Here is a 13,509-nt window from a genome sequence, read left to right on the forward strand (position 1 = left end):
AAAACGGGCGGGATCCGGGGGCGGATATGAAAAACCGAGACGGGGAAGGTGGTGAGGCTTTGTACCGCTCAGGCAGCAGAGACGAAAAAGCCCCGCCACAAGGTGGCGGGGCTTTGTACAGCTCAAGTGAAACTCGGCATTAAGCGTGGTTTTTCACTTCTTTCAGACCGCGGAACGGAGCCTTGGCACCCAGGGCTTCTTCGATACGGATCAGCTGGTTGTACTTGGCAACACGGTCAGAACGGCTCATGGAACCGGTCTTGATCTGGCCAGCAGCGGTACCCACGGCCAGGTCGGCGATGGTCGCGTCTTCGGTCTCACCGGAACGGTGGGAGATGACGGCGGTGTAGCCAGCGTCTTTGGCCATCTTGATGGCAGCCAGAGTTTCGGTCAGGGAACCGATCTGGTTGAACTTGATCAGGATGGAGTTGGCGATACCGTTGTCGATGCCGCGCTTCAGGATGCTGGTGTTGGTTACGAACAGGTCGTCACCCACGATCTGGATCTTGCTACCCAGTTCCTTGGTCTGGTAGGCGAAGCCATCCCAGTCGGATTCGTCCAGGCCATCTTCGATGGAGACGATCGGGAACTTGGTGGTCAGGTCGGCCAGGTAGTCGGAGAACTCGTTGGAGGTGAAGATACGACCTTCGCCCTTCAGGTTGTACTCTTTCTTCTCGGCGTCGTAGAACTCGGAAGCAGCGCAGTCCATGGCCAGGGTGATGTCGGTGCCCAGCTTGTAACCGGCAGCGGCAACGGCTTCGGCGATCACTTCCAGCGCTTCGGCGTTGGACTTCAGGTTAGGCGCGAAGCCACCTTCGTCACCAACGGCGGTAGCGTAGCCCTTGGACTTCAGTACCTTGGCCAGGTTGTGGAACACTTCGGCACCCATGCGGATGGCTTCTTTCAGAGTCTTGGCGCCAACCGGCTGGATCATGAACTCCTGGATGTCGACGTTGTTGTCGGCGTGCTCACCACCATTGATGATGTTCATCATGGGCAGCGGCATGGAGTACACACCCGGGGTACCGTTCAGCTCGGCGATGTGAGCGTACAGCGGCAGGCCCTTGGAGGCAGCAGCAGCCTTGGCGGCAGCCAGAGAAACGGCCAGGATGGCGTTGGCGCCAAACTTGGATTTGTTCTCGGTACCGTCCAGATCGATCATGATCTGGTCCAGAGTGGCTTGATCCTTGGCATCTTTACCCAGCAGTGCTTGGGCGATCGGGCCGTTGACGGCGGCAATGGCTTTCAGTACGCCTTTACCCAGGAAACGGCTCTTGTCGCCGTCACGCAGTTCCAGCGCTTCGCGGGAACCGGTGGACGCGCCAGACGGAGCGGCTGCCATACCAACAAAACCACCTTCCAGATGAACTTCGGCCTCAACGGTCGGGTTACCACGGGAGTCGATGATTTCACGACCGATCACTTTAACGATCTTGGACATGTGTATTTCCTCAGGTTTCGTAAAAAAACAACAAAAATATGCCAAAAAAAGCGGCTGCGGCACAGAGCCTCAACCGCATTTATTTTAAATTACTTCAAATTACGCTTCTGATACTCACCGGCAGCCTTCACGAAACCGGCAAACAGGGCGTGTCCATCGCGGGGAGTCGAGGTGAACTCCGGGTGGAACTGCGCCGCTACAAACCAAGGGTGATCCGGAATCTCGATAATTTCCACCAGCTTCTTGTCGGCGGAGAGACCGGTGACCTTCAGGCCGGCCGCTTCAATCTGCGGCAGCAGCTTGTTGTTCACCTCATAACGGTGACGGTGGCGCTCATAGATGGTCGGGCTGCCGTACATCTGACGCACCTTGGAACCTTCGACCAGGTGGCAGAGCTGGGAACCCAGACGCATGGTGCCGCCCAGATCGGATTTCTCGGTACGGGTCTCGACGTTGCCTTCTTCATCCACCCACTCGGTGATGAGGCCAACGACAGGATAAGCGCAATCTTTCTTGAATTCGGAGGAGTGAGCGCCAGTCATGCCGGCCACGTTGCGAGCGAACTCGATCATGGCAACCTGCATGCCGAGGCAGATGCCCAGGTAAGGGATCTTGTTCTCACGGGCATACTGGGCGGCCAGGATCTTGCCTTCCACGCCGCGCTCACCGAAGCCACCCGGCACCAGGATCGCGTCCAGACCTTCCAGCAGCTCGGCGCCACGGGTCTCGATGTCCTGGGAGTCGATGAACTTGATGTTGACAGACAGACGAGTCTTCAGACCACCGTGCTTGAGCGCCTCGTTGACGGACTTGTAGGCATCCGGCAGGGAGACATACTTGCCCACCATGCCGATGGTCACTTCCGCGGTCGGGTTGGCCTCTTCGTAGACAACCTGTTCCCACTCGGACAGGTCGGCTTCTTTGCACGCCAGACCGAAACGGGCGATGAAGTAGTCATCCAGATTCTGGGACTTTAGCAGCGCCGGGATCTTGTAGATGGAGTCGACGTCTTTCATGGAGATGACGGCGCGCTCGGGCACGTTGCAGAACAGGGCGATCTTGGCACGCTCGTTGGCCGGAATGGCGCGATCGGAACGGCAGATCAGCACGTCCGGCTGGATCCCGATGGAGAGCAGTTCTTTGACTGAGTGCTGGGTCGGCTTGGTCTTCACCTCGCCGGCGGCGGCCAGGTAAGGCACCAGGGTCAGGTGCATGAACATGGCATTGTCGCGGCTCACTTCGGCAGCCAGCTGACGAATGGCTTCGAGGAACGGCAGGGACTCGATATCGCCTACGGTACCGCCCACTTCGACGATGGCCACCTGATGGCCTTCGGCACCGGCAATCACCCGCTCCTTGATGGCGTTGGTGATGTGCGGGATGACCTGGATGGTGGCGCCCAGATAGTCACCACGGCGCTCTTTGCGCAGCACGTCGGCGTAGATACGGCCGGTGGTGAAGTTGTTGCGACGGGTCATCTTGGTGCGGATGAAACGCTCGTAGTGACCCAGATCCAGATCGGTCTCGGCCCCGTCCTCGGTTACGAACACTTCACCATGCTGGGTCGGGCTCATGGTGCCCGGATCCACGTTGATATAGGGGTCCAGTTTCATGATGGTCACATCCAGACCACGGGCTTCCAGAATGGCTGCCAGAGAAGCTGCGGCAATGCCTTTGCCGAGGGATGAAACAACGCCACCAGTTACAAAAATATATTTTGTCGTCATGCTGAACCTGAAAGAAGTTTAGGGATTTTTAAGGGGTGCTTCGGGGATGAAGCAGGACGGGGAAACAGTATACCAAAACCCCCTCTCCCAAACAATGAACAAAAATCTATCAGGCTCGCCGCGCCCCCGTCTTGCGCCAAATCAACTTTGCTCGGTTTCCTTGGCCTTGTCCCAGGCAGCATCGAGCTTCTCCAGGGTACAATCGGTCATTTTCAAGCCTTCCGCGGCAATAAACTGCTCAACCTGACGAAAACGACGTTCGAACTTGGTGTTGGCGGCCCGCAGTACCTGCTCGGGATCCTTGCCCAGATGGCGCACCAGATTGACGGTGGCAAACAGCAGGTCACCGAGCTCGTCGCTCACCCGTGCCTCGTCCACATCGACCATCAGCGCCTCTTCCATCACCTCCTCGATCTCCTCGTGGATCTTGTCCACCACGGGGCCCAGGGTCTTCCAGTCGAAGCCGACGGTGGCGCAGCGCTTCTGGATCTTGGCGGCCCGGCTCAGGGCCGGCAGCGCCAGCGGGATGTCATCCAGCACGCTCTCTTTGTCCAGCGCCGCCCGCTCCTTGGCCTTCTCCGCCTCCCAGTTTTGCTTCACCGCCTGCTCGTCCTCGAGGTTCGCCTCGGCGAACACATGGGGATGACGGCGGATGAGCTTCTCGCTCACGGTATCGACGATATCGGCAAAATCGAACAGCCCCTGCTCCTTGCCAAGCTGGGCGTAGAACACCACCTGGAACAGCAGATCGCCGAGTTCACCCTTTAATCCCTCCCAATCCCGGGTTTCGATGGCATCGGCCACTTCGTAGGCCTCCTCCAGGGTGTGGGGGACTATGGTCTGGAAATCCTGCTTGAGGTCCCAGGGGCAACCGCCGTTCGGATCGCGCAATTGAGCCATGATGTCGAGCAACTGGGGCAAGTCGTAACGTGGGGACATAAGGGGTTCACTTCATCAAATAGGGTCAAAGAACAACCGGCCACTGGGGCCGGTCGGTTGATATCACAGGCGCTTGGCGCTGATCACGTCGTTGAGCTGGCTGAGCTTGGCCAGCGCCCGGTTGAAGGCATTGATGTTGTAGATCTCCAGCTCCATGTCGATCTCGGCGGTCTGCTCACGCACGTTGGAGCGCGAGCGCACCCCCATCACGTTGATCTTCTCGTTGGCGAGCACGGTGGTGATGTCGCGCAACAGGCCGGATCTGTCGTTGGAGAGGATGCGGATGGTGAGGCCGTAACCACCGGAGTAGTTCTCCCCCCAGACCGCTTCAATCAGCCGTTCCGGGTTGCGACGGGTCAGCTCTTTCAACTGCTCGCAATCCTCCCGGTGAATGGAGACGCCGCGCCCCATGGTGATGAAGCCCTGGATGCCATCCCCCGGGATGGGCTGACAGCAACGGGCGATGTGGGTCATCAGATTGCCGACCCCTTCCACCACTATGTGATCCTTGGGTTTGTGCCGGAACGGCACATTGGCCTTCTGCTCCAGCTTCGCCAGCAGCCGGCGATCTTCTTCTTCCGCCGTCGGCTTGTTGTAGCGGGTGTCCAGGTAGTTGAGCAGCTGGTTGATGCGAATGTCGCCGCTGCCGATGCCCGCAAGCAGGTCGTCCAGCTCCTCCGCATGGAAGCGCTCCAGCACCACCTTGTCCACCTTGGAGAGGGTCAGGTTGTGCCTGTCCAGCTCCTTCTCCAGCAGTTCCTTGCCGGCGGCGATGTTCTTGTCCCGATCCAGCTTTCTGAACCAGGTCGCCACCTTGGCCCGCGCCCGGCTGGAGCGCAGGAAGCCGGCGTTGGGGTTCATCCAGTCGCGGCTCGGGTTCGGCTCCTTCTGGGTGATCACCTCCACCTGATCGCCGGTCTGCAGGGTGTAGGTGAAGGGCACTATGCGGCCATCCACCTTGGTGCCGATGCAGCGGTGACCGATCATGCTGTGCACGTGATAGGCAAAGTCCAGCGGGGTGGCGCCGGCCGGCAGATCGATGACATCACCCTTGGGAGTGAAGACATAGACTCTGTCTTCGAATACCTGACTGCGCAGATCGTCCAGCAGAGAGCCGCTTTCCGACAGATCCTCCTGCCAGGCGAGGAGCTTGCGCAGCCACTCGATCTTGTCCTCGAAGGTGCTGGTCTTGGCGGCGACCTGAGCCCCTTCCTTGTAGCGCCAGTGGGCGGCGACACCGAGCTCGGCGTCCTGGTGCATCTGGTCGGTACGGATCTGGATTTCGACCGTCTTGCCCTCCTCCCCCACCACCACGGTGTGGATGGACTGATAGCCGTTGGGCTTGGGGTTGGCGACGTAGTCGTCGAACTCGCGGGGAATATGGTGGAAATGGGTGTGTACTATGCCGAGCGCCGCGTAGCAATCCTGCAGCCGCTTGGTCACCACCCGTACCGCACGCACGTCGAACAACTCGTTGAACTCGAGGTGCTTCTTCTGCATCTTGCGCCAGATGCTGTAGATGTGTTTCGGGCGGCCATAGACTTCGGCCTCGACCCCGGCCTCGGCCAGCGCATCCCGCAGGGACTGCACGAACTCGCGGATGTAGCGCTCCCGGTCGAGGCGCTTCTCATCGAGTTGTTTGGCGATCTGCTTGTAGGTGTCCGGGTGCAGGTAGCGGAAGGCGAGATCCTCCAGTTCCCATTTCAGCTGACCGATACCGAGCCGGTTGGCCAGCGGGGCATAGATGTTGGTGATCTCCTGGGCCATAAGCACCCGGGTCTCTTCATCCGCCTTCTTCGCTTCCCGCAGGCAGGCGATCCGCTCCGCCAGCTTGATCACCACGGCGCGCACGTCCTCGACCATGGCGAGCAGCATGCGCCGCACGTTGTCGACCTGCTCCGGCGAGGTTTCGGTGCGATGCAGGGTCTGCAGGGAACGGATGGCCTCCATCTCCAGCACCCCTTCCACCAGCTTGGCGATCTTGGTGCCGAAGTCTTCTTCAAGCTTCTCCTGCTGGAGGAGGCCGGCTTCGACGAAGGGATAGAGGATGGCGGCCTTGAGGGTGGCGAGATCCATGCTGAGCATCAGCAGTATGCCCACCATCTCGACCCCGCGTACCAGCAGGCGGTTGGTGAGTGCCTCGTCACCCAGGGTCAGACAATACTGGTAGGCGGTTCGCAGCTGATTCTTGTCGCCTTCACTCAGGGAGAGGGTACTGACCCACTCTTCCAGGGTGAAATTGTCTTTCAAATGAATATCGCGCACCGCAACCATGGTATCAATCCTTAAAATTGTGGGGTCGAAAGCCGGTGCTTTCCTGCCCCTCATCAGCTGATGAATGCCTCAAATGGGGATAAACAAGAGACTTTTCAAGGCATGTCATCCTCAAAGGTGACAGGAGTCTCCAACAAACCTTGCCGATCCCTGCGGGCCTAGATTACCCCAATCATTTTCTCTCAAACAGCACCCTGGATGCCAGACGACCAGTATGAGAGAGCACGTTCAGCCCCTACAACAAGCCAACTGCCAGGGCCGGGTGACCTCATTCTTTTTCTCTCAAACAGCACCCTGGATGCCAGATGGCCAGCATGAAGGAGCTAGCCGCCGGGGCTGGATTACCTTATGCATGTTCTCTCAAACAGCACTCTGGATGCCAGATAGCCAGTATGAGAGAGCACATCCAGCCCCCACAACAAGCCAACTGTCGGGGCCGGATTACCTGATTTATTTCCGCTCAAACAGCGCCATGGATTCCAGATGGCCGGTGTGAGGGAACATGTCCAGCATCCCCAGGCGAGTCAGCCGGTAGCCCTCTTTTACCAGCACCTGACTGTCCCGCGCCAGGGTCACCGGGTTACAGGAAACATAGACCACCCGTTTCGGCGAAAGTGCCGCCACGTGGCTCATCACCTCCAGCGCACCTGGTCTGGCCGGATCCAGCAAGACCAGGTCAAAGCCTTCCCGCGCCCAGGACATGCCGACGATGTCACCGCTCAAGTCCGCCTTGTAGAAGCGGGCGTTGTCGATGCCATTGCGACGGGCGTTCTCTTCGGCGCGCGCCACCATGGCCAGCTCCCCCTCGACCCCGACCACCTCGCGGGCCTGACGGGCCAGCGGCAGGGTGAAGTTGCCGATGCCGCAGAACAGATCCAGCACCTTGTCATCCTTGGTCGCACCGAGCCAGGACAGCGCCTGGGCCACCATGCTCTGGTTGATGGGACCATTGACCTGAATGAAGTCACCGGGGGCGAATGCAAGAGCCAGGCCATCGAGGGAATAGCTCGGCTGGAATTGCTGACGCAGGGGTTCTATCTGCTCGTCAGCGGCCTGCAAGTAGAGATCGATGCCCTGAGCCTCGGCAAACTCCACCAGCAGGGCGCGGTCCATCTCGTTGGGGCGGCCGGTGTGGCGCAGCAGCATCATGATGCCCTGCTCGGCCTGGATGAACTCGGCATGACCCAGCTCACGCTGGCTCTTGAGGCGATTGAGGCAGTCGCGCAGCGGGTTGATGAGGGCCGACAGGGGCGCGCTCAGCACGGGACAGCCGGTGATCTCCACCAGATCATTGGACTGGCGACGGCGGAAGCCGACCCGGGTGCAGCGACCGTTCTTGTCAAACTTGATGGCCAGGCGGCAGACCCGGCGATAGGCACGGGATTCCCCGGTCAGCACGGGCTCCAGCGCCGGTGCCTGGATGTTGCCGAGGCGCTCGAACAAACTGACCAGCCCGGCCTCCTTGGCCGCCTGCTGATCAACTTCGGAGAGGTGCTGGGCGCTGCAACCGCCGCACTCACGATAATGGGGGCAGAAGGGCGCGATGCGATTGCTCGCCGGGGTCACTATCTGTTGCAGGGCGGCGTGGGCATACTGCTTCTTGTCGTCGACGATGCGGGCCTTGATCAGCTCGCCGGGCAGCGCCCCTTCGACGAAGATGGCCTTGCCCTGATGACGGCCGATACCGACACAGTGGTGATCCAGACTGTCTATCGTAAATTCAATACGTTGGGGCTGGGTGGATTTCTTTTGGGGCTTGAAAAACTGGGCCATAAAACTTGGTGCCTATAGGTGGCTATGTCATGATTGTGGAATCTGCAGCAGGCCATTGTCCCACAAGAATAATAGTATGACCAAATACGGTCTGAGGGCCCGGGCTGTGGCATTCAACCCTATCGCCAATGCTGACCATAAGTGGCCCATGGATATGACCCGATACGGCCCCCAAGCCCGTGCTGCAATGACCCTTGTCTTTTTGCCCATCTTCATCGCCGGTGGTTTTTCAGCATGACTAGATACGGTCTGCGGGCCCGTGTGCTGGCTTTTACCATATTGCCAACCCTCATCATCGGCGGTCTGATAGCCGGTTATTTCACCTTCCACCGCTATCATCAGCTGGAAAACAACCTGATAGATCAGGGCATCAACATCATCGAGCCCCTGGCCATCGCCAGCGAATACGGCATGACCCAGCACAGCCGCGAGTCCCTCAAGCGGCTGATCGGGCTGACCCATCGCAAGAATTCCCCCTTCATCAAGTCCATCGCCGTCTTCACCCAGGACAACCAGCTGTTCGTCACCTCCAACTACCACAGGGACTTCGGCCAGCTGCGCCTGCCCGATGGCAGCGCCATTCCGGAGCTGACCAGCGTCTCCTTCAACGGCGACGACATCATATTGCGCACTCCGATCCAGGCCGAGACCAGCCTGGACGGCTTCCCCCTGCCGAGCGATCTGGAGCCGCCGGTGATCGGCTACATCTCCATGCAGCTCGCCACCGACAGGGCCATCGTCCTGCAGTATCGGGATGCCTTCTTCGCCGTGCTCATGGTGCTCATCGGCCTCGCCATCAGCACCCTGTTCGGCTTCCGGTTGGTCAAGAGCGTGACCCAGCCCATCACCGATATGGTGCAAGCGGTGCACCGGATCAGGGAGGGGCGGCTAGATACCCGGGTCAGCGGCCAGCTCACCGGCGAGCTGGACATGCTGAAAAACGGCATCAACGCCATGGCCAAGGCGCTGTCTGAATACCATGAGGAGATGCAGCAGAACATCGATCAGGCCACTTCCGACTTGCGCGAGACCCTGGAACAGATAGAGATCCAGAACGTCGAGCTCGACATGGCGAAGAAGCGGGCCCAGGAGGCGGCCAGGGTCAAGTCGGAGTTCCTTGCCAACATGTCCCACGAGCTGCGCACCCCCCTGAACGGCGTCATCGGCTTCACCCGCCAGCTGCTCAAGACCAGCCTGACCCCGAATCAGGCCGACTACATGCAGACCATCGAAAAGTCGGCACGCAACCTGCTCGGCATCATCAACGACATCCTCGATTTCTCGAAGCTCGAGGCCGGCAAGCTGCAGCTGGAGCACATCCCCTTCAGCCTGCGCGACACCCTCAACGAGACCATGCACCTGCTGGGCCCGAGCGCCCACGACAAGCAACTGGAGCTCTCCTTGCAGGTGGATGCCGCGGTGCCGGACTACCTCACCGGCGATCCCATGCGTCTGCAGCAGGTGCTGACCAACCTCACCGGCAACGCCATCAAGTTCACCGAGCACGGTAACGTGGATGTCCGCGTCGAGCAGACCGGCGGTGCCCACGGCAACAAGGTGCGCCTCAAGGTGCTGATCCGCGATACCGGCATCGGCATCTCCGAGGAGCAGCAGCGCCAGCTGTTCCAGGCCTTCAACCAGGCCGACTCCTCGATCTCGCGCCGCTATGGCGGTACCGGTCTCGGCCTCGTCATCACCCAGAAGCTGGTGCAGCAGATGGGCGGCCAGATCCGGTTCGAATCCGAATTCGGCAAGGGCTCCGTCTTCTCCTTCAACCTGGAGCTGGATGTCTCCCCCCTGCCCCAGACCGACCGGCTGCCGCTGGACGGGATCCAGGGCAAGCGGGTCTGGCTGCTGGAGCCAGATCCCTTCGCCCACGCCTCCCTGCACGTCCTGCTGGCCGAATGGCAGCTGGATGTGCAATCCCTGTCTATCGACGCCGACTGGCCAGAGATGAACAGTCAGGACATCGTCATCATCGGCAGCAGCACCCTGCATACCCCGCAGCAGGTGATCCGCCGCCTCGATGCCCTGAGCGGACAACACAACACCATAGTGGTGCTCAGCAGCCACGAGCCAGCCCTGTATGACGCCATGCAGGCCCACGGCGCCCAGCACTGTCTCTCCAAGCCCATCAATCACCGCAAGCTGCTCAACGCCCTGCTCTCTCCCGAGGCCGTCCGGAGCATACCGCTGCCGGCCCCGTCACAGCGTCAGGTGCAGGACGTCAAGGTGCTGGCGGTGGATGACAATGCCGCCAACCTCAAGCTGATCGCGGCCATGCTCAAGGAGATGGTGAGCCAGGTGGTGGTGTGCAAGAACGGCAAGGAGGCGGTCAGCCTGGCCCAGAGCCAGCCGTTCGACATCATCTTCATGGATATACAGATGCCGATCATGGACGGCATCAGCGCCACCCAGGCCATTCGCCACCACTCCCTCAACACCGAGACTCCCATAGTCGCGGTCACCGCCCACGCCATTCCCGGCGAGCGGGAACGGCTGATCCGCCAGGGCATGGACGACTATCTGGCCAAGCCCATCGACGAGAGCATGCTGGCGCAGCTCATCACCGACTTCGCCCATCGCCGCCACCAGAATCACGGGGATCAGCAGATCGACTGGTCCCTCGCCGTGCGCCAGGCCGCCGGCAAGACGGATCTCGCCCTGGAGATGCTGCGCATGCTGCTGGCCAGCTTCGATGAGGTGGAGCCCGTGCTGGAGGCGACGCTGGCGGGCGAGGTGGACGACGCCGAGGTACTGGCCCAGCTCCATCGTCTCAACGGCGGCTGCGCCTACTCGGGCGTCCCCGGCCTGCAACGGCTGCTCTCCCAACTGGAGCAGCAGCTACGCGACGGAGTGCCGGTCAGCGAGCTGGAGCCCGAGCTGCTGGAGCTGCAGGATGCGCTGGAGCAGGTGCGCCAGGAGGCCCCCCGCTACCTCGGGGCGACCGAATAAGCCGTCGTTATGACAGGATGGCGGCTCATCGGCGCGGGCGGCATCCATGATGGGATCGGGCAAAGCAGCCGCTTTTGATGGCGGTAAGCTCGACAGATGGTAAAATCGCGCCGTTTCCACAGGAGTCAACATGACGAATAACGATATTCTGCGCCGTCTGCGCTACGCCCTCACCATCAGCAACGACCAGATGGTCGATATGTTTGCCAAGGGCAACCTGACCGTCGATCACGCCCAACTGCACAGCTGGTTGCTCAAAGGCGCCGAGGAAGGGGAAGAGCAGGAAGCGGGCTTTGTCGCCTGCCCCGACGCCGCCCTGAGCCAGTTCCTCGACGGCTTCATCATCGCCCGCCGCGGTGTGAAAGAAGGCGCCCCCGCCCAGGTGGTCCCGAACCGGATCAACAACAACCTGATCCTGCGCAAGCTGCGGATCGGCCTGGACTACAAGGAAGAGGACATGCTCAGCACCCTGAAGCTCGCCAACTTCAACCTGTCCAAGTCCGAACTCAGTGCCCTGTTCCGCTCCAAGGATCACAAGCACTACCAGGATTGCGGGGATCAGATCCTGCGCAACTTCCTCATTGGCCTCACTGCCAAGCATCGCGCTTGACATAGGCACCACGCCCAAGCCATGGACCAGCGCCACTCACCGTCAGCCCGCATCAGGATGGCCGGTGAGCGGTGCTGGTCGCTCTGTCTGCTTGTTCTGCTGCTGACCGCCTGTCAGCCCGCACCCAAACCTGCTTCCTACCGCCTCGATACCCGCCATGTCAGCGCCAACCAGAATGAGCGCATCGCCTTCCTGATCCTGCACTACACGGATGAGGACGACGCCCACTCCCTGCGTCTGCTGACCGAGCCCGAGCACAAGGTGAGTGCCCACTACCTTGTCCCACGCGACACCGAGCAACGCCCGCTCCCCGTCTATCAGCTGGTGCCCGACAGCCAGCGTGCCTGGCATGCTGGCCGCAGCCGCTGGCAGCAATATGCGGGGCTCAACGCCAGCTCGCTCGGCATCGAGATAGTCAACCTGGGCTACGACGAGCAGGAAGCCGATCTCCCCGTTCAACTGCGCCACTGGCAGCCCTATACCCCCGCCCAGATCGCCGCCGTCGGTGCCCTCAGTCGGGAGCTGGTCCAGCGCTACCAGATACCGCCGACCCAGGTGTTGGGGCACAGCGACGTCGCCCCCGAGCGCAAGCAGGATCCCGGCCCGCTCTTCCCCTGGCGTGAGCTGGCCCTGACATACGGCGTCGGTGCCTGGCCGGACGAGGCCAGGGTCGCCGCCCTGCAACAAGCTCCTCCGCCCACCTGGGATGTGCTCCAGTGGCAGCAGGGGCTCGCACGCTACGGCTATGGCATTGCCCCCAGCGGCCTCTGGGATGAGCAGAGCCGCGCCGTGCTGCGCGCCTTCCAGCTCCACTTTCGCCCCGCCCTGGTCAGCGGCGAACCGGATGCCGAGAGCCAGGCCATCTTGATGGCACTGCTGGAACGTTACTTCCCGGCCCACTGAATTCCGGCGCTGAAAAACAACAAGGGACGCCGTGGCGTCCCTTGTTCGTTCGATCCCGATAATCCGGCATCAGATCCCCTGACGGGCTTCCTGCATCAGCAGACGCATGTCGCTGACCGCCTTGGCCAGACCGTCGAAGGCGGCGCGGCCTATGATGGCGTGACCGATGTTGAGCTCATAGAGCTCGGGGATGGCGGCGATGGCCTTGACGTTGTGGTAATGCAGGCCGTGGCCGGCATTGACCTTGAGCCCCTTGCCGGCGGCATAGGAGGCACCGGCGGCGATGCGCTTGAACTCGGCGTTGCGCTCCGCATCCGTGGTGGCATCGGCGTAGCGACCGGTGTGGATCTCGATGAAGGGGGCACCACTCGCGGCGGCGGCGTCGATCTGCAGCGGATCCGCATCGATAAACAGCGACACCTGAGCGCCGACGGCGGCCAGACGGGTCACCGCATCGGTGATCTTGTCGAGCTGACCGGCCACGTCCAGGCCACCCTCAGTAGTCACCTCGGTGCGCTTCTCCGGCACCAGGCAGACGAACTGGGGCTGGATACGCTGGGCGATGCCGATCATCTCCTCGGTCACCGCCATCTCCAGGTTCATCCTGGTCTGGATGGTCTGGCGCAGGACCTCCACATCGCGGTCGGTGATGTGGCGGCGATCTTCCCGCAGGTGGATCGTGATGCCATCGGCACCGGCCTGCTCGGCCACGAAGGCGGCCTGTACCGGATCCGGGTACTGGGTGCCGCGGGCATTGCGCAGGGTGGCGATATGGTCGATGTTCACACCCAGGTAGATCTCGCTCATTGCTTACTCCTTGATACAGGTCATCTGTTCGGGCTGGCGAGTGCGCCAGCCTCGTCTGTCCATGGGCCGCCACCTGTCGA

Annotated in this window: 9 protein-coding genes; 3 read left to right on the forward strand and 6 right to left on the reverse strand. The window is 61.1% G+C overall.

Annotated elements, in window-relative coordinates; genetic code table 11:
* Positions 1-139 precede the first annotated feature (139 nt).
* The 5 genes from eno to rlmD form a co-directional block, all read right to left on the reverse strand.
* Positions 140-1,441 (reverse strand): phosphopyruvate hydratase, encoded by a 1,302-nt coding sequence (gene eno, locus BN1124_RS16385; RefSeq protein ID WP_042643631.1) that lies wholly within the window; start codon positions 1,439-1,441, stop codon positions 140-142.
* 89 nt (positions 1,442-1,530) lie between these two features.
* Positions 1,531-3,168, reverse strand: a complete 1,638-nt coding sequence (gene pyrG, locus BN1124_RS16390; RefSeq protein WP_042643633.1) for a glutamine hydrolyzing CTP synthase — start codon at positions 3,166-3,168, stop codon at positions 1,531-1,533.
* Positions 3,169-3,309: 141 nt separating this feature from the next.
* Complete coding sequence (gene mazG / locus BN1124_RS16395; protein WP_042643635.1) at positions 3,310-4,107, reverse strand: nucleoside triphosphate pyrophosphohydrolase; 798 nt, start codon at positions 4,105-4,107, stop codon at positions 3,310-3,312.
* A gap of 63 nt (positions 4,108-4,170) precedes the next feature.
* On the reverse strand, positions 4,171-6,381 hold the full coding sequence (relA, locus tag BN1124_RS16400; RefSeq protein ID WP_042643637.1) for a GTP diphosphokinase: 2,211 nt from the start codon (positions 6,379-6,381) through the stop codon (positions 4,171-4,173).
* 450 nt (positions 6,382-6,831) lie between these two features.
* On the reverse strand, positions 6,832-8,154 hold the full coding sequence (gene rlmD / locus BN1124_RS16405) for a 23S rRNA (uracil(1939)-C(5))-methyltransferase RlmD (RefSeq protein WP_042643639.1): 1,323 nt from the start codon (positions 8,152-8,154) through the stop codon (positions 6,832-6,834).
* 234 nt (positions 8,155-8,388) lie between these two features.
* Here rlmD and barA point away from each other — a divergent pair, with 234 nt between their 5' ends.
* From barA to BN1124_RS16420, 3 genes are all read left to right on the forward strand, one after another.
* Positions 8,389-11,109, forward strand: a complete 2,721-nt coding sequence (gene barA, locus BN1124_RS16410; RefSeq protein WP_042643641.1) for a two-component sensor histidine kinase BarA — start codon at positions 8,389-8,391, stop codon at positions 11,107-11,109.
* 130 nt (positions 11,110-11,239) lie between these two features.
* The gene (locus BN1124_RS16415) at positions 11,240-11,719 is read left to right on the forward strand and encodes a YehS family protein (protein WP_033128843.1); all 480 of its coding nucleotides are present in this window, start codon (positions 11,240-11,242) and stop codon (positions 11,717-11,719) included.
* A 21-nt stretch (positions 11,720-11,740) separates the two neighbouring features.
* Positions 11,741-12,622, forward strand: coding sequence for an N-acetylmuramoyl-L-alanine amidase (locus tag BN1124_RS16420; RefSeq protein WP_042643642.1), 882 nt, complete (start codon positions 11,741-11,743; stop codon positions 12,620-12,622).
* Positions 12,623-12,691: 69 nt separating this feature from the next.
* Here the strand turns inward: BN1124_RS16420 and pdxJ are convergent, their stop codons facing one another.
* Positions 12,692-13,429 (reverse strand): pyridoxine 5'-phosphate synthase, encoded by a 738-nt coding sequence (gene pdxJ / locus BN1124_RS16425; protein WP_042643644.1) that lies wholly within the window; start codon positions 13,427-13,429, stop codon positions 12,692-12,694.
* Between the last annotated feature and the right edge of the window lie 80 nt (positions 13,430-13,509).

Origin of the sequence: Aeromonas eucrenophila, assembly GCF_000819865.1 — a bacterium.
Lineage (GTDB): Bacteria > Pseudomonadota > Gammaproteobacteria > Enterobacterales > Aeromonadaceae > Aeromonas > Aeromonas eucrenophila.